At 67.9% G+C, this 26,737-nt stretch carries 25 protein-coding genes; 14 read left to right on the top strand and 11 right to left on the bottom strand.

Going from position 1 to position 26,737, the window contains the following annotated elements:
- Positions 1-30: 30 nt before the first annotated feature.
- From DMB37_RS34505 to DMB37_RS34470, 8 genes are all read left to right on the top strand, one after another.
- Positions 31-1,059 (top strand): polyprenyl synthetase family protein, encoded by a 1,029-nt coding sequence (locus DMB37_RS34505; RefSeq protein WP_135236264.1) that lies wholly within the window; start codon positions 31-33, stop codon positions 1,057-1,059.
- Positions 1,060-1,088: 29 nt separating this feature from the next.
- Positions 1,089-3,401, top strand: coding sequence for a germacradienol/geosmin synthase (locus DMB37_RS34500; RefSeq protein ID WP_135236263.1), 2,313 nt, complete (start codon positions 1,089-1,091; stop codon positions 3,399-3,401).
- Positions 3,398-4,351, top strand: a complete 954-nt coding sequence (gene ispH / locus DMB37_RS34495) for a 4-hydroxy-3-methylbut-2-enyl diphosphate reductase (protein WP_135236262.1) — start codon at positions 3,398-3,400, stop codon at positions 4,349-4,351. The genes DMB37_RS34500 and ispH overlap by 4 nt, the downstream gene beginning before the upstream one ends.
- Before the next feature lie 42 nt (positions 4,352-4,393).
- Entirely contained in the window at positions 4,394-5,518 is a 1,125-nt protein-coding gene (ispG, locus tag DMB37_RS34490) for a flavodoxin-dependent (E)-4-hydroxy-3-methylbut-2-enyl-diphosphate synthase (protein ID WP_135236261.1), read from the top strand.
- Positions 5,515-6,591: a polyprenyl synthetase family protein gene (locus tag DMB37_RS34485; protein ID WP_135236260.1), complete on the top strand. Its 1,077-nt coding sequence runs from the start codon at positions 5,515-5,517 to the stop codon at positions 6,589-6,591. The genes ispG and DMB37_RS34485 overlap by 4 nt, the downstream gene beginning before the upstream one ends.
- Positions 6,592-6,603: 12 nt before the next feature.
- Entirely contained in the window at positions 6,604-7,377 is a 774-nt protein-coding gene (locus DMB37_RS34480; protein ID WP_135236259.1) for a DUF4239 domain-containing protein, read from the top strand.
- 45 nt (positions 7,378-7,422) lie between these two features.
- A complete protein-coding gene (locus tag DMB37_RS34475; protein WP_135236258.1) occupies positions 7,423-8,280 on the top strand; it encodes a hypothetical protein in 858 nt (285 codons plus the stop codon).
- Positions 8,281-8,371: 91 nt separating this feature from the next.
- A complete protein-coding gene (locus tag DMB37_RS34470) occupies positions 8,372-8,914 on the top strand; it encodes an RICIN domain-containing protein (RefSeq protein WP_135236257.1) in 543 nt (180 codons plus the stop codon).
- A gap of 8 nt (positions 8,915-8,922) precedes the next feature.
- Here the strand turns inward: DMB37_RS34470 and DMB37_RS34465 are convergent, their stop codons facing one another.
- Positions 8,923-9,804, bottom strand: coding sequence for a LysR family transcriptional regulator (locus DMB37_RS34465; RefSeq protein WP_135236256.1), 882 nt, complete (start codon positions 9,802-9,804; stop codon positions 8,923-8,925).
- Positions 9,805-9,934: 130 nt separating this feature from the next.
- Between DMB37_RS34465 and DMB37_RS34460 the strand changes: the two genes are divergently transcribed.
- The 6 genes from DMB37_RS34460 (at position 9,935) to DMB37_RS34435 (ending at position 17,602) form a co-directional block, all read left to right on the top strand.
- Entirely contained in the window at positions 9,935-11,653 is a 1,719-nt protein-coding gene (locus DMB37_RS34460; RefSeq protein ID WP_135236255.1) for an acetolactate synthase catalytic subunit, read from the top strand.
- Positions 11,654-11,690: 37 nt separating this feature from the next.
- Positions 11,691-12,953 carry a 5-aminolevulinate synthase gene (gene hemA / locus DMB37_RS34455; protein WP_135236254.1) on the top strand — a complete coding sequence of 421 codons (1,263 nt, stop codon included), beginning with the start codon at positions 11,691-11,693 and terminating at the stop codon, positions 12,951-12,953.
- Positions 12,950-14,185, top strand: coding sequence for an MFS transporter (locus DMB37_RS34450; RefSeq protein ID WP_135236253.1), 1,236 nt, complete (start codon positions 12,950-12,952; stop codon positions 14,183-14,185). The genes hemA and DMB37_RS34450 overlap by 4 nt, the downstream gene beginning before the upstream one ends.
- Positions 14,182-15,474 (top strand): aspartate aminotransferase family protein, encoded by a 1,293-nt coding sequence (locus DMB37_RS34445; protein WP_135236252.1) that lies wholly within the window; start codon positions 14,182-14,184, stop codon positions 15,472-15,474. Before DMB37_RS34450 ends, DMB37_RS34445 begins: the two co-directional genes overlap by 4 nt.
- Positions 15,467-16,921 (top strand): NAD-dependent succinate-semialdehyde dehydrogenase, encoded by a 1,455-nt coding sequence (locus DMB37_RS34440; protein WP_135236251.1) that lies wholly within the window; start codon positions 15,467-15,469, stop codon positions 16,919-16,921. The genes DMB37_RS34445 and DMB37_RS34440 overlap by 8 nt, the downstream gene beginning before the upstream one ends.
- Before the next feature lie 129 nt (positions 16,922-17,050).
- Positions 17,051-17,602, top strand: coding sequence for a TerD family protein (locus tag DMB37_RS34435; RefSeq protein WP_135236250.1), 552 nt, complete (start codon positions 17,051-17,053; stop codon positions 17,600-17,602).
- Positions 17,603-17,608: 6 nt separating this feature from the next.
- Here DMB37_RS34435 and pcaC read toward each other — a convergent pair whose 3' ends face one another.
- The 10 genes from pcaC to DMB37_RS34385 all read right to left on the bottom strand — a co-directional run bounded on the left by pcaC (position 17,609) and on the right by DMB37_RS34385 (position 26,715).
- A complete protein-coding gene (gene pcaC / locus DMB37_RS34430) occupies positions 17,609-17,998 on the bottom strand; it encodes a 4-carboxymuconolactone decarboxylase (RefSeq protein ID WP_135236249.1) in 390 nt (129 codons plus the stop codon).
- Positions 17,995-18,771, bottom strand: coding sequence for a 3-oxoadipate enol-lactonase (gene pcaD, locus DMB37_RS34425; RefSeq protein WP_135236248.1), 777 nt, complete (start codon positions 18,769-18,771; stop codon positions 17,995-17,997). The genes pcaC and pcaD overlap by 4 nt, the downstream gene beginning before the upstream one ends.
- Positions 18,772-18,897: 126 nt before the next feature.
- Positions 18,898-20,250: a 3-carboxy-cis,cis-muconate cycloisomerase gene (gene pcaB, locus DMB37_RS34420; protein WP_135236247.1), complete on the bottom strand. Its 1,353-nt coding sequence runs from the start codon at positions 20,248-20,250 to the stop codon at positions 18,898-18,900.
- On the bottom strand, positions 20,243-20,779 hold the full coding sequence (gene pcaG, locus DMB37_RS34415; protein ID WP_135236246.1) for a protocatechuate 3,4-dioxygenase subunit alpha: 537 nt from the start codon (positions 20,777-20,779) through the stop codon (positions 20,243-20,245). The genes pcaB and pcaG overlap by 8 nt, the downstream gene beginning before the upstream one ends.
- Positions 20,772-21,503 (bottom strand): protocatechuate 3,4-dioxygenase subunit beta, encoded by a 732-nt coding sequence (gene pcaH / locus DMB37_RS34410; protein WP_135236245.1) that lies wholly within the window; start codon positions 21,501-21,503, stop codon positions 20,772-20,774. The genes pcaG and pcaH overlap by 8 nt, the downstream gene beginning before the upstream one ends.
- Complete coding sequence (locus DMB37_RS34405; RefSeq protein ID WP_135236244.1) at positions 21,500-22,681, bottom strand: thiolase family protein; 1,182 nt, start codon at positions 22,679-22,681, stop codon at positions 21,500-21,502. The genes pcaH and DMB37_RS34405 overlap by 4 nt, the downstream gene beginning before the upstream one ends.
- Before the next feature lie 34 nt (positions 22,682-22,715).
- Complete coding sequence (locus DMB37_RS34400) at positions 22,716-23,462, bottom strand: CoA-transferase subunit beta (protein ID WP_135236243.1); 747 nt, start codon at positions 23,460-23,462, stop codon at positions 22,716-22,718.
- The gene (locus tag DMB37_RS34395; protein ID WP_135236242.1) at positions 23,459-24,283 is read right to left on the bottom strand and encodes a CoA transferase subunit A; all 825 of its coding nucleotides are present in this window, start codon (positions 24,281-24,283) and stop codon (positions 23,459-23,461) included. Before DMB37_RS34395 ends, DMB37_RS34400 begins: the two co-directional genes overlap by 4 nt.
- A gap of 30 nt (positions 24,284-24,313) precedes the next feature.
- Positions 24,314-25,489, bottom strand: coding sequence for a 4-hydroxybenzoate 3-monooxygenase (locus tag DMB37_RS34390; RefSeq protein WP_135236241.1), 1,176 nt, complete (start codon positions 25,487-25,489; stop codon positions 24,314-24,316).
- Positions 25,486-26,715 (bottom strand): aromatic acid/H+ symport family MFS transporter, encoded by a 1,230-nt coding sequence (locus DMB37_RS34385; RefSeq protein WP_135236240.1) that lies wholly within the window; start codon positions 26,713-26,715, stop codon positions 25,486-25,488. The genes DMB37_RS34390 and DMB37_RS34385 overlap by 4 nt, the downstream gene beginning before the upstream one ends.
- Between the last annotated feature and the right edge of the window lie 22 nt (positions 26,716-26,737).

Raw genomic sequence — 26,737 nt, 5'->3', positions numbered from 1 at the left:
ACGACACCGCTAGGGAAGGTGTATGTGCTGATGATCGAGAGCACCTCGGCGGCGACGAGCCGCCGGGCCACAGAGATTTTGTCCAACGCTCGCGAGCTATGCGATCCGCAACTGCGCGAGGCGATTTCGTCGTTACCCGAACCGCTGCGCCGGATGGGCGGCTACCACCTCGGCTGGTGGGACGCCGACGGCACCGCGACTCCGCAACCAGTCGGTAAGGTCCTGCGGCCTGCCTTGACGGTCTGCTCGGCCGTCGCGTGCGGGGCCGGCCCACCCACCGCACTCGCCGCGGCGGCCGCCGTGGAACTGGTCCACAATTTCACGCTCCTGCACGACGACATCATGGACGCCGACCAGGTCCGCCGTGGCAGGCCCGCCGTGTGGACGGTGTGGGGCATTCCCGACGCGATGCTGCTCGGTGACGCGCTGCACGCCCTCGCGGTGCGCGTGCTGGTGGACGGTCTGCCCGCACCGACGGCCACGGCGGCGGTCGCCAGGCTGGAAACGACCGTGATCGAGATGTGTCACGGCCAGCACGCCGATTGCCGGTTCCGCTCGGGCGGGCACGTCGATGTCGAGGAGTACGCGCGCATGGCCATGGGCAAGACCGGCGCGCTGATGGGCTGTGCGTGCGCGCTGGGGGCCCTGTGTGCGGGGGCGGAGCCACCCACCGTCGCGGCGATGGACACGTTCGGGCGCGAGCTCGGCATGGCCTTCCAGTTCGTCGACGACCTGATCGGGATCTGGGGTGACCCGCAGGTCACCGGCAAACCCGCGAGCGACCTTGCCCGCCACACCATGTCGCTGCCAGTGGTCTCGGCGCTCGGCTCCGGCACCGAGGCGGCCGCCGAGCTGGCGACGATGTTCGGCCGCGATCCGGGCACCGATGCGATGGACACCGCTCGGGCCGCGGCATTGGTCGAGTCGGCGGGCGGGCGGCAGTGCGCCCAGCAACTCGCCGAGCGCCGGGTGCGCGCGGCGATCGCGGCGCTCGCCGATCCCGCCGCCGCCGCGGACCTGATGGTGCTGGCAGGCATGGTATCCCGCCGCAACCACTGAGCCGCGCGCGTCGATCGTAAGGAGATGACATGCAGCCCTTCGAACTTCCCGACTTCTACATGCCGTACCCGGCCCGGCTCAATCCGCACGTGGACATCGCCCGCGAGCACACCAGGGTCTGGTCCGAGACCATGGGGTTCTTCGAACCCCAAGAGGGACACCACATTTGGGACGAGACCGACCTGGAGCGGCACGACTACGGCCTGCTGTGCGCCTACACCCACCCGGACTGCGACAGCCAGGAGCTGTCGCTCATCACCGACTGGTACGTGTGGGTGTTCTATTTCGATGATCACTTCCTCGAGCTGTTCAAACGGACCAGGGACACCGAGGGCGCGCGAAAGTATCTGGAGCGGCTGCGCGAGTTCATGCCGCTGGCCGGCGCTCCGATGCCGGAGCCGACGAACCCGGTGGAGCGCGGCCTCGCCGATCTGTGGGTGCGCACCGTGCCCGCGATGGAGCTGGACTGGCGGCAGCGTTTCGTCGCGACAACCACTGCGCTGCTGGAGGAGTCGCGGTGGGAGCTGGCCAACATCACCGAGGGCCGGATCGCGAATCCGATCGAGTACATCGAGATGCGCCGCAAGGTCGGCGGCGCACCGTGGTCGGCCAACCTGGTCGAACACGCGGTCGGCGCGGCGGTCCCGCCCGAACTGGCCGCGACCCGGCCGCTGGAGGTGTTGCGCGACACCTTCGCCGACGGCGTGCACCTGCGCAACGACATCTTCTCCTATGAGCGCGAGGTACGTCAGGAGGGCGAGAACGCCAACGGGATCCTGGTGGTGGAGCGGTTTTTCGGCTACGAGACCCAGCGCGCCGCCGACGTCGTCAACGATCTGCTGACCTCCCGCCTGCAACAGTTCGAGCACACCGCGCTCACCGAACTGCCCATGCTGTTCGCCGAGTACGCCGTCGAGCCGCGGGACCAGGCCGCGGTGGTCGCCTACGCGAAAGGCTTGCAGGACTGGCAATCCGGCGGCCACGAATGGCACATGCGGTCGAGCCGGTACATGAACAAGGGCGGCACGGTGGCGAGCGATCCCTTGTCGCGCCTGTTCAAACCCATCGGGCTCGGCAGCACCGCGGTGCATCTGTTCACCCCGACGGCGCTCGGCGCGAACCGGGTCAAGAACTTCACGCGCCCGCGCTTCGAGCAGGTCGGACCAACCGCGTTGCCCGAGCTCTACCTGCCTTACCAGCTCCAGCTGAATCCACTCGTCGACGTCGCGCGCAAGAACCTGCTGGAGTGGGGTGCGCAGATCGGCTTCCATGAGCCGGTGCCCGCGCTGGGCGGCCGCGCGCTGTGGCGGCCGGTCGATCTCGCCGAGTTCGATTTCGCGCTGTGCTCAGCGGGTCTGGACCCCGACGCCACCCTCGCGGAGCTCGATCTGTCGGCCAACTGGCTGGCCTGGGGTACCTACATCGACGATTACTACCCGCAGGTGTTCGCGGCACGCAAGGACATGGTCGCGGCCAAGCTACAGGGCAAACGATTCGCGGCGTTCATGCCGCTCGATTCCGAGGCCACGCCGCCCGCCGCCAACGCGATGGAGCGCGCCCTCGCCGATCTGTGGCACCGGACGACCAGCGTCCTGGATGCCGAGCAGCGGCGCGAATTCCACCGCGCTGTCACGGCTTTCCTGGCGAGCTGCGAATGGGAGGTGGCCAACGACATCGCCAATCGCATTCCCGACCCGGTCGACTACGTCGAAATGCGCCGCCGCACTTTCGGTTCCGATCTCACCATGGCATTGTCGCGGTTCTCGCACGGCCACCTGGTTCCGCCGGAGGTCTATCGCACCCAGACGATCCTAGATTTGGAACACACCGCGAGTGATTACGCCACGATGGTGAACGACCTGTTCTCGTATCACAAAGAGACACAGTACGAAGGGGACTTCCACAACGCGGTCCGCGTCATGCAGAACTTCTTCGACTGCGGGCCCGAGGACGGCGTCGCCATCGTCAACGACCTGCTGACCGCGCGGATGCAGCAGTTCGAACGCATAGTCGGCAGCGAATTGCCCGCCCTCTACGACGAATACGAGCTCGGGCAGGACGTGCGTGATTCGCTGGACCGCCGCGCCGTCGAACTCCAGGACTGGATGGCCGGAATCGTGCACTGGCACATCTCGTGTGGCCGCTACAAGGAGGCGCAGCTCGAGGATCGCTATCGCCGCGTGGACGTCCCCGAGCCGCCGGCCACCGAGGATCCGGCGCCCGAGCCCACGACGCCCGCTGCGCCCTACCTGCGACCAACCGGACTCGGCACCGGGGCCGTGCACATCGACGGACTCGGTCGCCTGCCGGCCAATCCCGCACTGAGCACGGTGTCGCCATGACCGCCGTGCGTGCCAGGACCGTGCTGCTCGCCGCGCCACGCTCTTTCTGCGCGGGCGTGGAACGGGCGATCGAGACGGTGGAACGCTTGCTGGCCGCGCCCGATCGCCAGGGGCCGGTCTACGTACGCAAGCAGATCGTGCACAACACTCACGTGGTCGCCGATCTGGCCGCGCGCGGTGCGGTGTTCGTCGAGGAGCTCGACGAGGTGCCGATGGGCGCGCTGGTCGTCTTCTCCGCGCACGGCGTCTCCCCCGCGGTGCGCGAACAGGCCGCACGGCGCGGACTCACCGTGGTCGACGCCACCTGCCCGCTGGTCACCAAAGTGCATGCCGAGGCCCGGCGTTTCGCGGCGCGCGGCGACACCGTCGTGCTCGTCGGCCACGCCGGACACGAGGAGGTCGAAGGCACCGCGGGCGAGGCGCCGGAGGTGACCGTGGTGGTCGACGGTCCGGCCGAGGCGGCCGCGCTCCAGGTCCCCGACGAGAGCCGGGTCGCGTATCTGACGCAGACCACCCTGTCGGTCGACGAGGCCGAGCAGACCATTCAGGCGCTGCGCCAACGCTTTCCCGCATTGCACGGACCGGGCAGCGCCGACATCTGCTACGCCAGCACCAACCGGCAGGAGGCCGTCGAGGCGGTCGCCCGGCACAGCGACGTCGTGCTCGTCATCGGCTCGGACAACTCGTCCAATTCGCATCGCCTCGTGGAAGTTGCTCAGCGCCAGGGCATTCCGGCCTATCTCATCGACGACGCGTCCGCCGTCACGCCCGACTGGATCGTCGGCGCGAACACCATCGGCCTGTCCGCGGGCGCCTCCGCACCGGCCGCGCTGGTCGACGCGGTCATCGAGGCGCTACGTGCCTGGGGCCCGGTCACGGTTCGCGAGCTCACCACCGCCGTCGAGGACATCACCTTCGCCCCGCCACCCCACGTCAGGCACCTGTCATGACCACCGCACCGGCCGCTGCCCACACCGATCCGGAGGGTCGCGATGACCAGCAATGATCTCGGCCTGCCGACCATGCCGACCCGCCATCGCACCCGCCGGCTGAACATCGGCGGCGTCCCGGTCGGCGGTGGCGCGCCGATCTCCGTGCAGACGATGACCACCACCCGCACCGCCGACATCGACGGCACGCTGCAACAGATCGCCGCGGTGACCGCCGCGGGCTGCGACATCGTCCGGGTCGCGGTGCCGACCCCGGAGGACGCGGCCGCGTTGCCCGCCCTCGTCGCCCGCTCCCCGCTGCCGGTCATCGCCGACATCCACTTCCAGCCGCGCTATGTCTTCGCCGCGATCGACGCCGGTTGCGCGGCGGTGCGGGTCAATCCGGGCAACATCAAACAATTCGATGATCGCGTCGGTGACATCGCGAAAGCGGCAGCGGCCGCAGGCATTCCGATCCGGGTCGGGGTCAATGCCGGCTCGCTCGACCCAAGGGTGCTCGCCAAGCACGGCTCCGCGACCGCGGCCGCCCTCGTCGAATCGGCGCTCTGGGAGGCCGCGCTGTTCGAGGAGCACGGGTTCACCGACCTCAAGATCGCGGTCAAGCATCACGACCCGCGCACCATGATCGCGGCCAATCGCCTACTCGCCCAACGCTGTGACTACCCGCTCCACCTCGGTGTCACCGAGGCGGGGCCGATGTTCCAGGGCACCGTGAAATCGGCGGTCGCCTTCGCGATTCTGCTCGGTGAAGGGATCGGCGACACCATCCGGGTGTCCATCTCGGCGCCGCCGGTCGATCAGGTCAAAGCGGGCTGCCACATTCTGCAGTCGCTCGGCCTGCGTCCACGCAAGCTCGAGATCGTCTCCTGTCCAGGATGTGGCCGCGTCCAGGTCGATATCCATCGGCTGGCCGGGCAGGTGGAGGCGGCGTTCGAGGGGTTCCCGCATCCGCTGCGGGTCGCGGTGATGGGCTGCGTGGTCAACGGGCCCGGCGAGGCCCGCGAGGCCGATCTCGGCGTCTCCTCGGGCAACGGCAAAGGGCAGATCTTCGTCCGGGGCAAGGTCATTCGCACCGTGCCCGAACATCTGATCGTGGAAACCCTGGTGGCCGAGGCGATCGCGCTGACCGAGGGCCGCGAAGAAGCACCGGCGGAGGGGAACTCATGACCACCACACACGTCGAGCCCGCGACACCGGTGGACCTGGCGGCGATCCGGACGCGGGTGGACGGCGCGCTCGAATACTTCCTGCGGGACAAGGCAACCGCCACCGAACCGGCGCTGCCCGGCGAGCTCACCGGCACCGTGCACGACTTCCTGTTCGCCGGCGGCAAGCGGATCCGACCGCTGCTGTGTGTCCTCGGCTGGCATGCGGCCGCGGGCGAAGTGCCGGTGCCGCAACCGATTGTGCGGGCCGCGGCCTCGCTCGAACTGTTTCACGCCGCCGTGCTGATCCACGACGACATCATCGACAACAGCGACACCCGCCGCGACCGGCCCACCGTGCATCGCATTCTGGCGCAGCGACATCAGGATCGCCGCGATCCGGACCGGTTCGGCGCGCATGCCGCCCTCGTCCTCGGCGACCTGACGATGGTCTGGTCGGCCGAACTGCTGCACACCGCACAGCTCACCGCCGCGCAACTGGACGACGCGCTCACGGTGCTCGACGGCATGCGCGCGGACGTCATGTACGGCCAGTACCTCGACCTGCTCACCACCGCGCGACCGTCCAGCGACCTCGGGCGCGCGCTGCGGATCATCCGCTACAAGACGGTGTCCTACACCTGCGAACGGCCACTCCAGCTGGGTGCCGTGCTCGCCGGTGCCCACAGCGGGGTGCGGGCGGCGCTCACCGCCTACGCCGGACCGCTCGGTGAAGCGTTCCAGCTACAGGACGATCTGCTCGGCGTCTACGGCGATCCGGCGCGCACCGGCAAGTCCGATCTGGAGGATCTGCGCGACGGCAAGCACACCGCGCTGGTCGCGTTGGCCCTCGAACACGCGACGCCCGCGCAAGCCGCGCAGCTGCTGGCCCTGCTGGGCGATCCGGAGCTCGACGACCGTCAAGCCGACACCTGCCGCGAAATCCTCACCGCCACAGCGCGACACCACGTCGAGGCGATGATCCGTACGCGCTGGGCACAAGCCAACCGGGTCCTCGACCACGCGCCGTTCCCCGCCGCGGTCAACCAAGCGCTACGCGATGTCGCCGACGCCATCGTCTCGAGGAACACCTAGAAAGGTCGCGCTATGGACAGTGAGCTCGTACAGCAGTTGGTCGTGCCCCTAGCGATCGCTGCCCTTGCCGTCATCGTCTTCGTGGTCGGGAATCGGCTGCGGCCCGCCTCGTGGCGCGAGACCGAGGACGAAGGGTCCGGCACCCTGGTGCTCGACCTGATCAACACACTGTTCATGGCCGTGGCCGCCTTCGTCGTGGTGATCTGCTGGCAGCAGTACGACAACGCGCACAACCACACGGTCGCCGAGTCCAAGGCCCTGGTCGACGTCTACTGGGCCGCGCACTCGATGCCGGAACCGGCGCACCAGCAGATCCAGCGGCTGGTCCACGACTACACCGAGCAGGTCGTCACGGTGGAGTGGCCCGAGATGGACAACGAAGAGAGGCTGAGCCAGTCCACCCAGGACACCTTCGACAAGCTGCGCGACACCGTGCTGGCCATCCAGTCCGAGGATGCGTCGGTCACCGAGTTGCAAGCCAAAGCGGTGGCCGCCCTCGACGCGGTCGCGCAGGCCCGCCACGATCGCGCGATGGACGCGAAACTCGGCATGCCCGGATTCCTTTACACCGCACTGTGGTTCACCACAATTCTGCTGCTGTGCAGCGCGGCGCTGTCCGGTGTCGAGGTGACCAAACGCAGCGTTGTGATGACCGCGCTGCTCGGCGTCGTGGTCGGCGCGGCGATCGTCGCGATCTACGGGCTCGATCGGCCGTTCTCCGGCGGGAACATCGTGTCCAAGGACGCATTCGAACTGGCACTGTCCCGCTATCAGGACATCACCTGACCGAACCTGTTGGCTGCGAACCGATTACGAACGGAATGTGCGCACATGGCACAGAGCAGAGGATTCACCGCCGTGACGGCACTGCCCCTCGCCGCCGCGGCACTGGTTGCCGGTCCGGCCGCGGTCGCGACCGCCGATCTGCCACCACCGGAATGGCCATCGCTCGGCGAAATCGTCTCGGGCAGTGCCGCTCCGGGTGGCATCGATACCGGCAGCGCGTACTCCGGGACGCCGTTGCAGCTCGGTCCGAGCAGCGGCCCCGCAGTGCACGAATACCTCGGTACCGGTAGCGCAGGCATCGGTGCCGCAACGCACACCGAAACAGAAACCGGCACAGCGGAAATCGACGACACCGTGTCGGCGGCCCCGGTCCAGACAATGCCCGGCGGCTCCGCCGAACTCCCCGATCTCGACTCCGACGGCGTCCGGACAGCATGCACCGGCAGCGTCGCCGTCGGCGGCGCGCTCATCCTGCTCGGCATCGTGACCGGCAGCTCGCACGGCATCCTCGGCTCCAGCGGATCCGCGCTCGGCAGCGTCGTCGTCGGCAGCGCCGCCACGGGCAGCGGACTGGCCTGCCTCCTGTGGCCGCGCGACATCCTGCCCCCCTATCCCGGCAATCCGCTCCTGCTCCCCCCACCGTTGCCGATCCTGCCGCCGCTCCCCGCGCTACCGGACGTCCCCGCTCTCCCAACCGAAGCGCCACTCGCCCCTGAACTCACACCGGCGACACCGAACCTGCCGAGTCCCCGAACCCCGCTCCGCCCAACACATTCGGCGGAAGCGGAACTGATCCTCGACCCCGTTGCCTGGAATCCCTTGCAACTGGTGACGATCATGGTGGTCACGATCCTCACCGCCGTGCGCGGCGTCGCCGTCGTCAGACGTCGGCACAGCGGATAACCGGAGCAGTCCATGGCCCGTTCGGCACCGAATAGTTTCCGAACGACTCATCGACTCGCACGTACGTTTTGGGAAGGAATGGTTCTGCATCATGGGGTTCCAGCGCAAGCTCGGCAGTTCGTTGGCCGTCATCGGCCTGACCGTGCTCACCGGCGGCTTGCTGACCGGGACAGCGTTCGCCGACTGGCCCGCCGATGCGGGCGCGTTCCGCATCGCGAGCGTGAAAGATCCCAACAAATGCGTAGCCAGTGACGTCCCCGCCGGGCAGCCACCTCAGGTGATACGTCTGCTGAACTGCGACCCGGCCGCCGCCGACCAGCAGTGGGTCGCCGCCGACGGCAAGCCGAAATCGCGGCTACGGAACGTGCAGAAGAAGGGCCAGTGCATCAACGCAGACGGCCAGTCGGCCGAGTTGTTCGCACTGATTGCGCTCTCGTGTAAGACCGGCCTCGAGTTTGTCTATCAACCCGACAAGGACCACCCCCACGTCGGAACGATCGTCGGGAAACAGCCGAACAGCGCAAAGAAGTTCTGCTGGGAGCTGCCGGTGGAACCGGAGCACAAAGCCGCCGCGATGGTGCCGTGCCGGAACGGCGAGATCGCGCAGCTGTGGCGGGTGACCGCCGTGGGATGAGCGGGCGGCTAACTACACCGGCGCCACCAATCGAGGAAGTGCGCGAGGGCCGGGGCGTCGGAGCCGCGCATCCAGGCGATGCGGATGGCGATTTGGGGTGGGTTCGTGCCGAAGGGGATGACGACGATATTTTCGTGGGCGATTCGGGTTGCGCGTTTGCGGTCGAGCACGCTGATGCCGGTGCCGGTTGATACGAGGTCGAGGACTTGTTCGGCGTCGGATTCCTCGGCAACCAGGTTCGGGGCGCCGTCGCCCCAGATGTGGGTGACCAATTCGTCGTAGAAGTCCGGTCCGGTTTGTCGGGACCAGAGCACGATCGGCTCGTCGACGATCTCGGCTATTTCCAGGGACGCTTTTTCGGCCAGGGGGTGGCCTTTGGAAACCACCACTGCGGCTTCCTGTAGTCCGATGAGGTGTGTCTGCACCCGTGGGTGGGTGATATTTCCGCGGACGAACGCGACGTCGACCTCGCCCGATTCGAGCAGGTCGAGATTCCACGAGGTCCAGCCGGTAATAGTCGAGACGGTGATATCGGGGAACTCCTTGCGAAAGTCTCTGATGCGCTGGGAAATATCGCTGTCGGAGCCCGATCGGGTGAAGGCGATCTTCAACTCGCCCGCCGTGCCCGAAGCGCGCGCACGCACCGTGCGCTCGAGCTCAGCGGCCGTGGCGAGGAGTTGCTGCGCACCCGCCTGCAACGCCAAACCGGCCGCGGTCATCACGAAACCCCTGCCGGTGCGGGCGAGCAACTCGACTCCGAGCTCCTTCTCCAACGCCTTGACCTGCTGAGACAGCGCGGGCTGGGTGATGTGCAGCGACTCCGCCGCGCGACCGAAGTGTCGGTGCTCGGCTACTGCTAGGAAGTAACGAACGCGACGTAGGTCGTCCACGCGGTCAGCCTAGCCAGATAAGACTTCCTTATCAACGGGAAGCAAATACGTATTGGACCTGGCGTTCTGCGTGGCCCGAGACTGTAGCTACCGAACAGTCCGAGCCCCGCTACCGCGAGAAGGTGTCCCGATGCCGACAGTCGCCGCCGCCATAGCCGAGAATCTTCGCGCCAGGCAGATATCCGAATTCTTCGGCCAGAGCCTGCCTTCGCTGCTGGTATTGGCCGCCGAGGATCTCGGGATCCGGCAGATCGTTTACCGCACCGAAAACGCGGGCGGCACCATGGCCGACGGCTTCGCCAGGGTGTCCGGGCATTGTTCGGTCGTGGTGGCGCAAAACGGTCCCGCGGCTACCCTGCTCGTGCCGCCACTGACCGAGGCCGCGAAGGTCTCGATTCCCGTGGTCGCCTTCGTGCAGGATGTGCCGAGTCCGATTCGCAACAAAAACGCGTTTCAGGAAATTGATCACCAAAGTCTGTTTTCCGGGTGCACCAAATGGTTCGATCGCCTCGATGATCCGGTCCGCGTCCACGATTATGTCGACGCGGCCTTCCGGGCGGCGACCAGCGGCAGGCCGGGCCCGGCCGTACTCATGCTGCCGAAGGACGTCCTCGAACTGGACGCACCCGCACCGCCCGCAGGACTCGACCGCCCGGTGTTCCCGCTCGACCGGATCCGCCCGCCCGAGGCCGCTGTCCGGGCCGCCGCGCAGCTGCTGGCCGGTGCCGAGCGACCGCTCGTCGTCGCCGGTGGCGGCGCGGTCTCCGCCGACGCGGGCGCCGCCCTGGCCCGCCTGAGCGATCTGGCCTCGCTGCCGGTGGCCACCACCCCGATGGGCAAGGGCGTCGTCCCGGACACCGCCGATCTGAGTGTGGGCGTCATCGGCAATTACATGGGCCCGCACGGTGTTTCGCACGGCATGCGCGAGTGGATCGCCGGGGTGGACACGGTCCTGCTCGTCGGTTCGCGCACCAACGAGAACGGCACCGATGGCTGGACCCTGTTCCCGCCGGCGGCCACCGTCATCCACCTCGACATCGACCCGACCGAGATCGGCCGTAACTATCCGTCGCTGCGATTGGTCGGCGATGTCCGGACCGGCGTCGATGATCTCGCGGCCGCACTGCGCGACCTCGACCTGAGTAAGCGCAGCGCCGACCGCCCCGCGATCACCACGCAGATCGCCCGGTCCCGCGCGGAATTCGAGACGACCACGGCCGCCGTACGCACGTCGACGCGGCAGCCGCTGCGCCCGGAGCGGGTGGCCGACGAGATCAGCACGCTGCTGCCCGATGACGCCATCGTCGTCGCGGACGCCAGTTACTCCTCGATCTGGGCCGCGAACTACATCCGCGCCACCACCCATCGTCAGCGGTTCCTGCTGCCGCGCGGCATGGCCGGGCTCGGCTGGGGCCTTCCGCTGGCGCTCGGCGCGAAGGCGGCGCGACCGTCCGCTCCGGTGATCTGCCTGGTCGGGGACGGTGGTTTCGCGCACTGCTGGGCGGAGCTCGAGACGGCCGTGCGCGAGCACCTCGACGTCGTGGTGGTGGTGCTGAACAACGCCATCCTCGGCTACCAGAAGCACGCCGAGATCGTCCAGTTCGGCAGGCCGACCTCGGCGGTCGAACTCGGTCACGTCGACCACGCGCAGATCGCCACCGCATGCGGCGCGCACGGGCACACCATCCACACCGATGTGGAACTGCGCGAAGCGCTTTCGAAGGCGATCGTCGATTCGGCGACCACCGTCCTCGACGTCATCACCGACTCCGACGCCTACCCACCGATCACCGGCTGGGACGCCAACCGGGCACTCACCGACCATCTCGCCGACCAGAAGCTCAACTGACCGACAGATAACACCCTTCGAGAAAACGGAGACTCCCATGGCTTTCGACTACACGGCCTTTTTCGAGAGACGAATCGACGACATCCGCGCGTCGGGTCAATACCGCACCTTCGTCGAAATCGAACGCCTGGCAGGCCGATTCCCGCAGGCGGTGCACCACCACCGGGACGGGCTGCGCGAGATCACCGTGTGGTGTAGCAACGACCACCTGGGCATGGGCCAGTTCCCCGCCGTCGTCGAAGCCATGCACCGGTCGGTGAACCGCTCGGGCGTCGCGGCGGGCGGGTCGCGCAATATCTCCGGCAACAACCACACCCACATCTTGCTCGAACGTGAAGTGGCGCAACTGCATCGGAAGGAGGCGGGCCTGACCTTCATCACCGGCTACGCGGTCAACGATGCCGTGCTCGGGGTACTCGGCAAGGAGCTACCCGGGGCGATCTTCTTCTCCGACGAGCAGAACCACGCGTCGATGATCCTCGGCATGCGCGCCTCGCGCGCCGAGCGACGCATCTTCCGCCACAACGATCCCGCCCACCTCGATGAGCTGCTCGCGGCCACCGATCCGGATCGCCCGAAAATCGTTGCCTTCGAGTCGATCTACTCGATGGACGGCGATATCGCGCCGATGCCCGAATTGTGTGCCGTGGCAAAGAAACACGGCGCGCTCGTCTACGTCGACGAGGCACACTCGGTCGGCATGTACGGCCCGGAGGGATCCGGCATGGCCGCGCAGCTCGGCTGCGCCGATCAGGTCGACCTGCTGATGGGCACCTTCGCCAAAGGCTATGGCACCCTGGGCGGCTACCTGACCGGGCCCGCGCCGATCCTGGACGCCGTGCGTAGTTTCGCGCCGGCCTTCATCTTCACCCTCGCGATGCCGCCCGCCCTCGCGGCCGCCGCGCTGGCGAGCGTGCGGCATCTGCGGGAATCCGACAACGAGCGAATCCTGCTGCACCACCGGGCCGGACTACTCCAGGACCTGCTCGCCGACGCCGAAATCCCGTTGGTGTCCACCGAAAGTCATATCGTTCCCGTGCTCGTAGGTGACCCGTACAAATGCAAACAACTGGCCGACATCCTGCTCGAGGAATACCGCCAATACGCCCAGCCGATCAACTTCCCGTCCGTCGCGCGCGGCACCGAACGACTCCGGATCAATCCGTCACCGGTGCACAGTCCCGCGGCCGTGCACCGGTTCGCCGAGATCATCGACACCGTCTGGTCACGGCTGAACCTGCCCCGCCGCCCGGTACTCCCGATCGCCGGCCGCGTTGCGCTGGAGAAGGTTTCGGTATGAGTATCGAGACGCGGGCCGAGCCACGCCGGAGCCTGCATCCGGCGGTGGCGGCTGAGCCCCCGACGCCGTGGGCTCAGCACATACTTCTCTACGCCGCGTTCTTCCTGATGGGCGCCGAAATGTATCTGGTGGCACCGATGCTGCCGGAGATCGCGCGATCGTTGCACGCGTCGGTGGCCGCCTCGGCCACCATTGTCACCGCCTACGTTCTCGTCTACGCCGTCGCGGGTCCGCCCTTCGGTATCCTCGCCGACCGGTATCCGCGGCGCTGGTCGATCCTGCTCGGCTCGCTGGTCTTCATGCTCGGGAATCTGGCGTGCGCGGCGGCGGGCTCGCTGCCGATGTTGGTGGTCGGACGCGGTATCACCGGTCTCGGTGCGGCGATCGCGGCCCCCGCGATCTGGGCCTATCTCGCCGAGCGCACACCGCAGCACCGGCGCGGACGGGTGATCTCGCTCGGTGCGAGCGTCTATTCGCTCGGGCAGGTTCTCGGTGTGCCACTCGGCGCCGCCCTGGCCTCGCTGACCAGCTGGCGCTGGCCGTTCCTCGCCGTGGGCATACTGATGATCGCCACCTCGGCGGTGCTCTATGCGCGGCTCGACCACCTTCCCGCGACCGGCACCGCCCGCGGCTTCAGCGCACTCTTGGCGCCGTGGGCACAACCGCGAATCAGTTTGGGGCTCATCGCGACACTGCTGCTGCAAGCGGGCCGCCTCGGCGCCTACACCTTCGTCGGGGTGATCTTCGCCCAGCGCTTCGGTTTCAGCCTTAACGCACTCGGTCTCGTCGGCCTGCTCGTCGGCGCGGGATCGCTGGTCGGCTCGCTCGGCACCGGCACCATTCTCGATCACCTGCACCGGCGGAAGGTGAGCGGCGTGTGGGTTTCGGTGGTGGCTGCCGCCGCGTTCGCACCTTGTGCCGCAGTGGCTTTGAGCACGCAGCACGTGCTCGTCGCCCTGGTGGCGCTGACGCTGTGGTGCGTGTTCGGCGGGGCGTTCTACTCCAGCCAGCAGGCCTACCTGTCTTCGGCCGATCCGACTCAGCGTGCGTCCGTCGTGGCCTGGAACAACTCGATGATGAACGCGGGCATCGCGATCGGCACCACCCTGCTCGGCACGCTCACCGTCGGCAGTGCCGCCTTCGCCGGATTGACCGGCGCCCTCGGTATTACGGCGGCGCTGGTCGCGGCCGCCCTGCTCGTCCTGCTCCGAAAGGACCGTCAGCCAGCATGATTCCCGCATCGACCACCGCACCGAGTCGAATCGCCTTGCCCGTCGCCACGTGGGCGCAGGGTCCCTACATCTACGACGCCGACGGAAACGACTACCTCGACGGCTCGTCCGGCGTGCTCAACGTGAATGTCGGACATTCGCATCCGACCGTGTTGCAGGCCATCGAGGGCCAGCTCGGACAGCTGACCTTCGTGCACCGCACCCAGTTCCGCAATGATCCCGCGCGGCGACTCACCGAACGCCTGCTCTCGATCGCGCCCGCCGAGACCGCCGCCGTCGAGTACAGCAACTCCGGCTCCGAGGCCAACGAATGCGCGCTGCGGCTGGCGTTCGCCTACCAGCACCGGCGCGGCGCAACGCAGCGCACCGTCATCCTGTCCGAAGAGCCGAGCTACCACGGGATGACCGCGGCGGCGCTGTCCATCACGGGTAGTCCCAACAAGCGCGATCCGTCGGTGGAACCGCTGTTGGGGCAGCCGAACGGGAACCGAGTCCTGGTGCGCCCCAAGCCTGGTCGGCGGCGCGCCACCCACGAGGAGTGGGCCCAGGCCCTGCTCGGCGTCGGACCGTCCAAGGTCGCCGCCATCGTCATCGAACCGCTAGGCGGCGCATCCTCGGGTGCCGCGCCCATCGACGTCCACACCATGCAATGGCTGCGCCGGGAGACGAAGAACAACGGGATCGCCCTCATTGCCGACGAGGTGATGTCCGGCTTCGGGCGTACCGGAAAGTGGTGGGCCTGCGACCATTCCAGCATCGCCCCCGACATTCTCACGTCAGGAAAGGGGGTCACGGGCGGCTACACCAGCCTGGCGGTCACCATGATCTCCGAGACGATCACCTCGGCGATCGCGGAACCGCTCGGACCGATCGCGCTGGGGCACACCATGTCCGCCAACCCGCTGGCGTGTGCAGCCGCCAATGCGGTGCTGAGCGTCATTGAGGACGAAGCACTGCTGAGCAACGCCGCGTGCGTGGGTGAACTGCTCGCGGCGGCGCTGACTGCGCTGTGTGATCGATATCCGACGCTGCTGTCGGATCAATCGGGCATCGGGCTCATGCGGGCGCTGCATATCCAGACCGGACAGCCGGCCGACATGAACAAGCGAATCATCGCCGCTGCGAAGGGAAACGGGCTTGTTCTCTGTGCGGCAGGCATCGGCGAGGCAACCAATTCGGTGCTCGTGGCGCCGCCGCTGAACAGCACCCCCGAGCTCATCGATGAGCTGGCCGACCGCCTCGACAAGACGCTGTCGGCGATCTCCGGAAGCCGAGCAGGCGATGCGTGAGGTAGCCGAGCTGCTCGCCGCCCTACCCACCGACCTGTGGATCGGCGGCGAGCAGACACCGGCGCTCACCGGAAGCACCTTCCCCGTGCACAATCCGGCGACCGGTGAGGTCCTGATCGAGGTCGCCGACGCGGCGGCCGCCGATGGCGCCCGAGCCCTCGACGCCGCGGCTGCGGCACAAAGCGGCTGGGCTGCAACGTCGTCGCGCAGTCGAGCTGAAATCCTGCGTCGCGCATGGGAACTGGTCCTCGCGCGACGCGACGATTTCGCCATGCTGATGACCCTGGAGATGGGTAAACCGCTGGCGGAAAGCCAGGGCGAGGTCGACTACGGCGCGGAGTTCCTGCGCTGGTTCGCCGAGGAGGCGGTCCGCGTGCACGGCCGCTACACTCATTCGCCGTCCGGCAACGGCCGCATCCTGGTCACCAAACAACCCGTCGGTCCGACCTTGGCCATCACCCCGTGGAACTTCCCGCTCGCCATGGGCACCCGCAAGATCGCCCCCGCACTGGCGGCGGGCTGCACGATGGTGGTCAAGCCCGCGGCCGAGACGCCGCTGACCATGCTGCTGCTCGGGCAGGTCTTTGCCGACGCCGGACTGCCACCCGGCGTGCTGTCGATCCTGCCGACCGCGGACGCGGCGCCGCTCACCGACCCGATGTTCGCCGACGATCGGCTGCGCAAGGTGACCTTCACCGGCTCGACCGGCGTCGGCAAAATCCTGCTCGCCCAATCGGCTACGCGGGTCCTGCGCACCTCCATGGAACTCGGCGGCAACGCGCCCTTCGTCGTCTTCGCCGATGCCGACATCGATGCCGCGGTCGACGGCGCGATGGCCGCCAAGATGCGCAACACCGGTGAGGCGTGTACCGCGGCCAACCGCTTCCACGTCGACAACGCGGTCCGTGCGGAATTCACCACGAAGCTGACCGACCGTATGCGCGCGCTGAAAGTCGGTCCCGGCCATCTCGACGGGGTACAGGTCGGTCCGCTGATCAGCGAGAAGCAGCGCGGCATCGTCACCGAATTGGTCCGGGATGCAAGAGAAAAGGGCGCGCTCATTGCCACCGGTGGTGCGCGTATCGCGGGCGAAGGCTACTTCTTCGAGCCGACGGTGTTGACGGAAGTGCCTGCCGAGGCACGCATCCTGCGCGAGGAGGTGTTCGGTCCGGTGGCCGCGATCGCCGGTTTCGACGGCGAGGCGGAGGGGATCATCGCCGCCGACAACACCGAATTCGGCTTGGCCGCATACATTTACACCACCGACCTGGGCCGCGCGCTGCGCGTCGCCGAGTCGCTCGAAGTCGGCATGGTCGGGGTGAACCGCGGCGTTATTTCTGACGTGGCAGCACCTTTCGGCGGCGTCAAGGAGTCCGGTCTCGGCCGCGAGGCGGGCACCGAGGGCATCGAGGAGTACCTCGAAACCAAATATATTGCCCTGCCATGACACCGGAGCGACTTGCCATACGCGTATTTTTACGGCATCTTTACGGGTAGGTGCGCCGGGAAGTCTGGTCGGCAAACCCGGCCCGCAGAGCGGCGGGTCGGGCCGTTCGACCACGGGGAGATTCGCACCATGTTCGTGACACTCAGGGATGACAACAGGGGCGGACTCCACTACGTCAGCATGGCTCTCGGCTGGGATCCGGTGCACCAGCGCCGGTGGTTCGGCGGCGGCGCCAAAGACATCGATCTGAACGCGTCCGCCCTGTTGTACGCCGAGGACAGCCTCGTGGACGTCGTCTACCACGAGCAGCTCATGTCCAGAGACGGCGCGGTGCGCCATCTCGGCGACAGCACCACCGGAGAAGGCCACGGCGACAACGAGATCGTCACCGTCGATCTGACCCGGCTGGCACCGGAGATCACCCTCGTGTTCTTCCTCGTGACGTGTTACACGGGACAGAGCTTCAACCAGATCGAGAATGCGTTCTGCCGCATCGTCGATGGAGTGTCCGATGTCGAAATCGCCCGCTACGACCTGAGCAGTGCCGGGTCATACACCGGCTTGATCCTCGGCAAGCTGGCCCGATCGGGCAACGTGTGGCAATTCGACGCGATCGGTGAAGGTATCTCGGTCCGGCATCCCGCCGACGCGGTCCCTCAGCTGAGAACCTTGGTACCGTAACGGGATTCAGTCCGGCCTGGCCGGACCGTCGAGTTCGTCCAGCACCTGCTGCCCGATGGCGAACGCGGCATTCGCGGCAGGAACTCCCGCGTAGGCACCGGTATGCAACAGGACCTCGGCGATCTCGGCGGTGGTGACGCCGTTGCCGAGGGCGGCGCGCACGTGCAGCGCTATCTCCTCGTGTCTGCCCAGGGCCGTGAGTACCGCCAGGGTTATGCAGCTTCGGGTACGGCGATCCAGACCGGGGCGGGTCCAGAGGGATCCCCACACCGCCTCGGTGATGTATTCCTGGAAGGGGCGGGTGAATTCAGTGGTTTTCGCTTCGGCACGGTCGACGTGCGCGTCGCCGAGCACCTCGCGCCGCACCTGCGAACCCTGTTGTGCGCGCTCGTTCACGAATTCTCCTTCAACTGTCCGCGGATCAGGTCATTGACGATGCCGGGCTGTTCGACGTTGGCGAGATGCGCTGCCGGACCGATGATTTCGAGCCGAGCCAACGGCACCGCATCGACTATCCGTTGTGCGTGCGCCGGTGGCGTCGCGGGATCGTCCGCGCCCGCGACGACCAGTGTGGGTGCGCTGATCCTCGGCAAGCCAGCGGTGAGGTCCATGGTCTCGATCGCCGCGCAGCATGCGGCGTAGCCTTCGGCGGGAGTGCTCGCGATCATGTCCTGAAAGTCGTGGGTCCGTTCCGGGTGAGCAGCCCGCCACCGCGGGGTGAACCAGCGCTGCACGGCCGCCTCCGCCACCGCGCCGGTCCCGCAGGCTCGAACGGTCGCGGCGCGGTCGGCCCAGCCGCTGGGCGGACCGAGCTCGGCCGAGGTGCAGCACAGCGTCAGCGTGTGCAGCCGGTGCCGTGCGTGCTGTCCGACCCACATGCCGACCATGCCGCCGAGTGACAGGCCAACGAAATGCGCGCGGCGAATGTGCAGCCGGTCGAGCAGTGCGAGCGCGTCGGCACCGAGATCGGCCAGCGAGTACGGGCCGGGCGGCACCGGGGAACGACCGTGCCCGCGCTGGTCGTAGCGCACCACCCGATAGCCCGCCGTCGTCAGCGCGGCGACTTGGGGTTCCCACATCCGCAGGTCGCTGCCGAGCGAGCCGCTCAGCAGGACCGGAGGGCCATCCGGCGACCCTTCCGCGAGGTAGTGGACATCAACCGCAGTCATCGCTCCCCTGCCTGGGTGCCCGCGGTTGTGCCGCACACCCTTTGATGCCCGCACACCGGCTCGCCGCGCTGACACGCGTGCGTCTGCCAAACCCTGTGCGGCTGTCGCGGTTGACCTGAGTGGCGGTCATCGGCGCGACTGCCGGTCGCGTAGTGCGCGGCGAATGAATTCCTGCGTGGAACCCAGGTAGCCGGCCGGCTCGAGCAGCTCGCCGATTCTGCCGCGGCTCAGAAACTTTGCGATGGCGGGGGTGGTCGCGAGCACGTCGGCGAGGTCAGTCGTTGTCGCCTCGGCTTTGCGGCAACACTCCGCGACGAGGTCGCCTGCCTCTTGTCTGCCCACCGCACCGTGCGAGGCCGACACCAACTCGATCGCGACGTGCTCGGCCAGCAGCCGGCCGCCGGTGCTGTCGAGATCGGCACGCATGCGCTGCGCGTCGACCTGGAGACGGTCCAGGCAGACACGGAGCCAGTGCACCGCGGACCCGGTACTGCGCAGCAGCTCGATCAGTGGCCGCCACTCGGCATGCCACGAACCGGCGGCCCGCTGGTGTTCGTGCGCGGCGGCCGCCAGCAGCGTGGCGACAAGTCCGGGGGCTTGCGCCGCCGAACCGGCAGCGAGCACTGCGGCGACCGGATTCCGCTTGTGCGGCATCGTCGATGAGCCACCGCTGCCCGGCGGACCCTGTTCGGTCACCTCGGCGATTTCGGTCTGCGCCAGCAAAGTGATATCGCGGGCGATCTTCGCGACCGCGCCGCTCGTCTGACCGAGCACCCCGGCGACCTCGGCGATCCGGCTGCGCTCGGTGTGCCACGGCAGCACCGGCTCGGCGAGTCCGAGGCGATGCGCGAGCCCGCTCGATACGGGGATGCCCTTTCCAACCAGCGCAGCCAAAGTGCCTACAGCACCACCGAATTGGATTGCGAGGCGCTCTCGGAGAAGCGTGTCGATGCGGTCAAGCGCCGCGGCCAGGCCGCCGAGCCAGCCGGCCGCGGTGAGCCCGAAGGTGACCGGCGGTGCCTGCTGCAACAGACTGCGCCCGGCCAGCACGGTGCCCGCGTGTTCCTCGGCAAGCTGCGCGAGCCTGTCCGCGCAGCCGTGCAGATCGGCGCGCAGCGCGGACAGTGCCCGCGCGGTCACCAGCATGGCGGCGGTATCGAGGACGTCCTGACTGGTCGCGCCCAGATGGACGTAGGCAGCGGCCTCGGGGGTGACCCGTGCCGTCAGTGCGCGCACCAGCGGGCCCGCGGGATTGCCGATGCCCACCGCGGCAGCAGCGAGCTCCGCGATGTCGTACTCCGCTGCCCGGCAGCACCTTTCGATAGCAGTTGCGGCCTCGGCCGGAATTACGCCCACCGCGGCCGACGCCAGCGCGAGCGCCGCCTCGAAATCGAGCATCGCCTGCACCCAGGCCCGATCAGCGACCAGCTCGGCGACGGGTCCCGCCGCGAGCACGCCGTCGAACAGCCCCTCAGACATCGAAGAACACCGTTTCGCCAGCGCCCTGGAGGTGCACGTCGAACACGTATCCCTCGCCGTCGCGCACGGCGATCAGTGTGTCGCGCCGCTCCGGTGGCACCGTGGCCAGCACCGGGTCGGTTCGATGACGGTCGGCATGTTCCGGAAAGTAGACCCGGGTGACCAGCCGATGCAGTAGCCCGCGGGCGAACACCGACATATCGAGGTGCGGCGCCTGCAGACCCCCGGCACCGTCGCACACCGGACCGGGAACGACCGTGTAGAGGGCGAAGTGCCCGCGCCGAGTGTCGCTGCGCGCGAAGCCTCTTCGGTCGCTGTGCTCGTTGTCGGCCGAGCCGAGTGCGTCGGCCTGCCAGGTCTCGACCATGGCGTCATCGATGGCCGTACCGGCTCCGTCGAATACCCGGCCCGTGATCCACACCGCGCCAGGCGTTCCCGGCGGCACCGCGAACTCACACTCATCGCGGATCAAACCGATGTGCAGATAGGGTCCGACGGTCTGGGACGGAGTGCTGCGCAAGCTAGTCATCGTCGTCCTCCTCGTGTTCGAACGGTGTCGCGTCGCGGCCGCGTAGGACGATGTCGAACTCGAAGGCCAGCGCCCGCTCCGGCTCGCTGCGCGCGTAATCGATACGGCTGACCAGTAATTCACGCGCATGTTCAGGAACCGAGTTGAAAACCGGGTCCTGGAAGAACAGCGGATCGTCCGGGAAGTACATCTGCGTCACCAGCCGCTGGGTGAAGGCCTGCCCGAACAGCGAGAAGTGGATGTGGGCGGGTCGCCAAGCGTTGTGATGGTTGCGCCACGGATAGGCGCCGGGCTTGATCGTGGTGAACTCGTAGCGCCCGGCACCGTCGGTGTAGGTGCGCCCGGCTCCGTCGAAGTTGGGGTCCAGCGCGCAGTTCCAGCGGTCACGATCGTGCCGATAACGCCCGCCCGCATTGGCCTGCCAGATCTCCACCAGCGAGTGCGGGATGGGCTTGCCGTCGCCGTCGAGCAGCCGTCCGTGCACGATGATGCGCTGACCGATCGGCTCGCTCGCATGCTGGGCCGTCAGATCATTATCGTTGGGGCCGAGCCGATCCGAGCCGAACACCGGGCCGGTGAGCTCGGTGAGCCGCTGCGGCAACAGGATCAGCGATTCACGCGGATGCCGCAGCACCGTGGAGGTGTAGCCGGGAAAGTCCAGCGGCGGGTGGATGTCGTCGGGATCGCGACGGAATCCCGCCGGGTGCGCCGGTCGTGTCTTCATGACGTTGCCTCCAGAACGACGGCGAGGCCTTGGCCGACACCGATGCACAGCGCGGCCAGTCCCCACCGGCTGCCGCGGCGGCGCAGCTCGCGGGCGAGCTGGTTGACGATCCTGGCGCCGGATGCACCCAGCGGGTGCCCGAGCGCGATCGCGCCGCCGTTCACATTGACGATCGCCGGGTCCAGCTCCGGCCACCCGGCCAGACAGGCGAGGGACTGCGCGGCGAACGCCTCGTTGAGTTCCACCACTCCCACGTCGCTCCAGCCGATTCCTGCTCGCTGCATTGCAATTCGCGCGGCCTCTACCGGACCGATGCCGAACGCGTCCGGGTCGACACCTGCCGCGCCGCGACCGGCGATGCGGGCCAGTGGCGCGCTACCGATCCGATCGGCGAGCGTCTCGTCACCGAGCAACAGGGCGCACGCGCCGTCGCTCAGCGGTGAGGCATTGCCCGCGGTCACCGTCCCGTTCGTGCGGAACGACGGCCGCAGGCGTGTCAGGGTGGCCACGGTGGTGTCCGGGCGCACCGGCTCGTCCCGAGTGAGGTCGACGTCCGGCACGACCGCGACGTGATCGTCGTAGAAGCCGTCCTGCCATGCCTGCGCGGCAAGTTGGTGACTGCGCGTGGCGAATTCGTCCTGCGCTGCACGATCGATCCCGTAGAGGTCGGCGAGCAGTTCGGTGCCCTCGCCCAGCGATACCGTCCACCGCGCGGGCATCGCCGGATTGACCAGGCGCCAGCCCAGTGTCGTCGAGTGCAGCGTGGCATCGCCTGTGGGAAAGCCCTTGGGCGGCTTGGCCATTACCCACGGTGCGCGGCTCATCGACTCGACTCCGCCCGCCACGACGACCGCGGCGTCTCCGGTCTCGATCATGCGAGAAGCGTGCAGCACCGCGTCCAAACTCGAGCCGCATAGACGGTTCACGGTGGCGCCGGGCACCGAGGTCGGCCAGCCCGCGAGCAGCGCGGCCATCCGCGCGACGTTGCGGTTGTCCTCACCCGCCTGATTGGCGGCGCCGAACAGCACGTCGTCCACCGTCGCCGGGTCCAGTCGCGTGCGCTCGGCCAGTGCGCGCAGGACGTGTGCGGCGAGGTCGTCGGGGCGGATGCCGGCGAGCGCACCGCCGTAGCGGCCGAAGGGGGTTCGCACGCCGTCGTAGAGAAATGCTGCGCTCATGACTGTGCCTCGCGAACAACGGGTGCCGGCTCGCTCATGACGCCGCCTGCAAGGTGTGCAGGGCCGCGAGTTCGGCGGCGGTCGGCGGCTCGGTGACCGCCAGGTCGGCGGCGACCTTCAGCTCCCAACCGGTAGCGGCACGGACCTGTTCGGCGGTCACCCCGGGGTGCACGGCGGTCAGCACCAGCTCACCGTTCTCGTCGGGCCGCATGATGCCCAGATCCGTGATCACCTGGGTCGGTCCGGCCCCGCGCAGCCCGAGCCGCGCGCGCTCGGCACCGCCGCGCCCGTGCCCGAACGAGGTGACGAAATCGACTCGCTCGACGAAGGATCGGCGCGATTGCCGGACCACGACGAATACCTCACCGCACGATGCGGCGATCTCCGGCGCGCCACCCGCTCCGGGCAACCGCACCTTCGGCTTCCGGTACTCGCCGATGACGGTGGTGTTGATATTGCCGAAGCGGTCCAGCTGCGCCGCGCCGAGGAACCCGATATCGATGCGACCCGGCTGCAACCAGTAGTTGAACACCTCGGGCACACTGATCACCGCGTCGGCGGTTTCGGCGAGGATGCCGTCGCCGATCGAGGCGGGCAATCGCCCCGGCTTGGATCCCAGGGTGCCGGACTCGTAGATGAGCACCAGGTCCGGCGCGTGGGTGGTGCGCGCCAGATTCGCGGCGGTGGACGGCAGGCCGATGCCGACGAAACACCGCTTCCCACCACTCAGCGCCCGCGCGGCCACGACGGTCATCGTCTCGTCGGCGGTCGAGCTGCTCATGCCACGCTCCCTGCGATGTCGGCGAATACGTGCTGCTCCAGCCAGTCGGCGAAACGTTCTCGGTCACGGCTGATCGCGTCCCACGCGGCGTAGTAAGCGTTGTCCCGCTCGGAATACCCGTGCGCGTACGAAGGATTCGCGCCGCCGGGGACCTCGGCCACCACGGTCACCGCCCAGGCGGACAGGGTTATCGCGCCGGGCACCGGGGTGAGCTCGTCGACGATCTCTTCGACGGTGACCAGACTGCGGCGCGCGGCGAGCACGGCCTCCTTCTGCACCCCGAGCAGACCCCATAGCTGCACGTTTCCGGCCCGGTCCGCGCGCTGGGCGTGGATCACGGTGACGTCCGGATTGAGCGCGGGCACCGCGGTCAGCCGCTCACCGGTGAACGGGCAGGTGATCGGCTTGATGGTCTCGGTCACCGTCGGCAGATCCGTGCCGACGTAACCACGCAGCACCGCGAAGGGCAGTCCGGAAGCGCCCGCGACATAGCGGTTGGCCATGCCCGCGTGACTGTGCTCCTCGATCGCCAGCGCGCTCGGCCAGGCATGCTCGACCGCGTCCCGAAACCGGTGCAGCGAACCGACTCCGGGGTTGCCGCCCCACGAGAAAATCAGTTTCGCTGCGCATCCTGCGCCGATCAGCTGGTCGTACACGATGTCCGGGGTCATCCGCACCAGGGTCAGCTCGCGTCTGCGCTGCCGGATGATCTCCTGCCCGGCCGCGACCGGGATCAGGTGCGTAAAGCCTTCCAGGGCAACGGTGTCGCCGTCGTGGACGAGTTCGGCTACCGCGTCCGCCAAGGACGAAATCCGGGCCACAATCACTCCTTACGTTCGTCGGGTCTGTTTCTACTGCTGCCAGCCGGTGTAAGCCTCGGCGAAATATGCTGCGCCATAACGGGACTCGGCGATCAGCGACAGCTCACCGCGCTGTCGCTCGATATCGAAGGGGGACGCGCCGCCGACCGCGTGCAGCATCGTGGTCGCCCAGTACGAGAAGTGCTGTGCCCGCCATACCCGCCGTACGGCGCGCTCGGTGTACCGGTCGAGTACGTCGGCGTCACCGGTACGGTAGAAGTCGCCGATCACCTCGGCCAGCACGGCCACGTCGGCGAGCGCCAGGTTCAGCCCTTTCGCGCCGGTCGGCGGCACGGTGTGTGCGGCGTCGCCGGCCAGCAGCAGCCGGTCGTGGCGCAGCGGCGCGGTAACGAAGGAGCGGAACGGCAGCACCATCTTCGCGCTGATCGGGCCTTCCCGAAGGGCGAAACCATTGCCGTTGACGCGGCGGCGCATCTCGGTCCAGATCTGGTCGTCTTCCCAGTCCTGCGGGCGCTCGTCGGGCGCGCACTGGAAGTACATGCGCTGCATCGTCGGTGTGCGCTGGCTGATCAGCGCAAAGCCGAACTCCGAACGGGTGTAGATCAATTCTTGGTGCGAGGGCGGCGCCTCGGTCAGGAAGCCGAACCAGGCGAAGGGATATTCGCGGAACCACTCGCCGCGTGCGCCGGGCGGGAAGGCGTGGCGGCACATCGATCGGGAGCCGTCCGCACCGACGAGCAGGTCGGCCTCGATGCGCACGCGGCTGCCGTCCGGTTCGGTGCACGTCACCGTCGGGCGTTCGCCGGTGACGTCGACGGCGGTATCTGCCACGCCGTAGCGCACGTCTCCCCCGTCGACCGCGCGCCGCCTGGCCAGATCCAGGAACACCTCGGTTTGCGGGTACAGCCAGACGGATTCACCGATCAGCTCCTGGAAGTCGATCCGGTGGTTCTCCCCGTCGAAACGCAACACCACACCGTCGTGCCGGTGGCCCTCGGTGACCACTCGATCGGACACTCCCGAATCCACCAGCAGCCGAACAGAACCCGCCTCGAGAATGCCCGCCCGGATCGTGCCTGCGATCTGCTCGTAGGTGCGGATATCGACGACGATGGACTCGATGCCCGCGCGGTGCAGCAGATGCGAGAGCAGCAGGCCTGCCGGGCCGGCACCGACGATCGCTACCTGGGTGCGGGTGGTCCTCATGCCGGGCGAGCTCCTTCGTCGATCAACGGGACCGGCTCCGGCACGAGTCCATCGACGGTGGTGCGCGGCACGGCGGCCATGGCGAGCAGGCCGATCCCCGCGACCGCCGCGAAAAGGTAGAAGCCCCAGGGGTTCGCGGAACCGAGGACGATGAGCCAGCCGGTGATGGTCGGTCCGAAGATCGCGCCGAGGCGGCCAACGCCTGCGGCGAATCCCATTGCCGTGGCTCTGATCTCGGCGGGGTACGCCTGAGTTACGTAGGCGTAGATGAGTACCTGCGCCGAGAAGACGAAGACTCCGGTGACCAGCACCAGTGCGTTGAGCAGCACCGTGCTGGAAATCTTGATACTGAGCAGCGCGAGGAAAACCGCCGCCGCACCGAACCACACCAGCACCGTCGGTTTGATGCCACGCCGATCAGCGAGCGTTCCTGCGGTGAGCAGGCCGATCACCGCGCCGATGTTCAACATCAACAGCACCGTCAACGAGGTCGACATGTTGTACCCGGCATCACGCATCAACTTCGGCAGCCAAGTGTTCAACCCGTAAACGAGCAGCAGCCCCATGAACGATCCGACCCAAACCCCCAGCGTCGCACGCAGATACAACGGCTTCAGCAACACCGCGGGCCGTACCCGGGTCGGCGCGTCCTTGGCCGCGAGGAACGCCGCGGACTCCGGCAATTTCGCCCAGATCACCGGCAGCAGCACGAAACCGGCCAGGCCACCGCCGTAGAACAGCGGCTGCCAATGCGGGATGACCCGCAGCGCGAGCAGTGCGGTGAGCACCGCCCCGGTGTGGTAACCGGTCATGGTGATCGTGCTGGCGAAGGCGCGGCGCGCAGGCGGCATGTGTTCGGCCATGAAGGTCAGTGCGGTAGGCAGGCATGCGCCGAGCCCCACGCCGGCGATCAGCCGGAACGCGGCGAAGACACTGACCGATCCGGCCAGCGGAATAACAGCGGTGAACAGGGAGAACACCGCGATCGAGCTGATCAGCATGCGGCGGCGGCCGTAGCGATCGGCAATCGGTCCGGAGGCCGTCGCGCCGATGGCCACGCCAACCAGCGAGATGGTCGCGGCGAAAGTCGCACTGGCCGCGGTGAATCCGACGTGGTGCTGGTCGATGAGGGTGGGAATGACGGCGCCGAGCACGACTAGGTCGTAGCCCTCCAGCAGCACGATCAGCCAGCAGAGCACCGCCGGCCAGGAGAACAACTTCTTCATGGTGACTTCGTTTCTGGTGTGC

This window comes from Nocardia sp. CS682 (assembly GCF_004634405.1).
In the GTDB taxonomy this organism is placed as follows: domain Bacteria; phylum Actinomycetota; class Actinomycetes; order Mycobacteriales; family Mycobacteriaceae; genus Nocardia; species Nocardia ninae.
This window is presented reverse-complemented; position numbering and strand designations above follow the sequence as displayed.

Coding starts and splice junctions, on each gene's coding strand:
- hemA (WP_135236254.1), top strand. CDS start 11,691: ATGGCTTTCGACTACACGGCCTTTTTCGAGAGACGAATCGACGACATC.
- DMB37_RS34445 (WP_135236252.1), top strand. CDS start 14,182: ATGATTCCCGCATCGACCACCGCACCGAGTCGAATCGCCTTGCCCGTC.
- ispH (WP_135236262.1), top strand. CDS start 3,398: ATGACCGCCGTGCGTGCCAGGACCGTGCTGCTCGCCGCGCCACGCTCT.
- DMB37_RS34460 (WP_135236255.1), top strand. CDS start 9,935: ATGCCGACAGTCGCCGCCGCCATAGCCGAGAATCTTCGCGCCAGGCAG.
- DMB37_RS34400 (WP_135236243.1), bottom strand. CDS start 23,462: ATGAGCAGCTCGACCGCCGACGAGACGATGACCGTCGTGGCCGCGCGG.
- DMB37_RS34440 (WP_135236251.1), top strand. CDS start 15,467: ATGCGTGAGGTAGCCGAGCTGCTCGCCGCCCTACCCACCGACCTGTGG.
- DMB37_RS34480 (WP_135236259.1), top strand. CDS start 6,604: ATGGACAGTGAGCTCGTACAGCAGTTGGTCGTGCCCCTAGCGATCGCT.
- DMB37_RS34405 (WP_135236244.1), bottom strand. CDS start 22,681: ATGAGCGCAGCATTTCTCTACGACGGCGTGCGAACCCCCTTCGGCCGC.
- DMB37_RS34505 (WP_135236264.1), top strand. CDS start 31: ATGATCGAGAGCACCTCGGCGGCGACGAGCCGCCGGGCCACAGAGATT.
- DMB37_RS34470 (WP_135236257.1), top strand. CDS start 8,372: ATGGGGTTCCAGCGCAAGCTCGGCAGTTCGTTGGCCGTCATCGGCCTG.
- DMB37_RS34435 (WP_135236250.1), top strand. CDS start 17,051: ATGTTCGTGACACTCAGGGATGACAACAGGGGCGGACTCCACTACGTC.
- DMB37_RS34390 (WP_135236241.1), bottom strand. CDS start 25,489: ATGAGGACCACCCGCACCCAGGTAGCGATCGTCGGTGCCGGCCCGGCA.
- DMB37_RS34500 (WP_135236263.1), top strand. CDS start 1,089: ATGCAGCCCTTCGAACTTCCCGACTTCTACATGCCGTACCCGGCCCGG.
- ispG (WP_135236261.1), top strand. CDS start 4,394: ATGACCAGCAATGATCTCGGCCTGCCGACCATGCCGACCCGCCATCGC.
- pcaH (WP_135236245.1), bottom strand. CDS start 21,503: ATGAAGACACGACCGGCGCACCCGGCGGGATTCCGTCGCGATCCCGAC.
- DMB37_RS34475 (WP_135236258.1), top strand. CDS start 7,423: ATGGCACAGAGCAGAGGATTCACCGCCGTGACGGCACTGCCCCTCGCC.
- pcaG (WP_135236246.1), bottom strand. CDS start 20,779: ATGACTAGCTTGCGCAGCACTCCGTCCCAGACCGTCGGACCCTATCTG.
- DMB37_RS34450 (WP_135236253.1), top strand. CDS start 12,950: ATGAGTATCGAGACGCGGGCCGAGCCACGCCGGAGCCTGCATCCGGCG.
- pcaB (WP_135236247.1), bottom strand. CDS start 20,250: ATGTCTGAGGGGCTGTTCGACGGCGTGCTCGCGGCGGGACCCGTCGCC.
- pcaD (WP_135236248.1), bottom strand. CDS start 18,771: ATGACTGCGGTTGATGTCCACTACCTCGCGGAAGGGTCGCCGGATGGC.
- DMB37_RS34385 (WP_135236240.1), bottom strand. CDS start 26,715: ATGAAGAAGTTGTTCTCCTGGCCGGCGGTGCTCTGCTGGCTGATCGTG.
- DMB37_RS34485 (WP_135236260.1), top strand. CDS start 5,515: ATGACCACCACACACGTCGAGCCCGCGACACCGGTGGACCTGGCGGCG.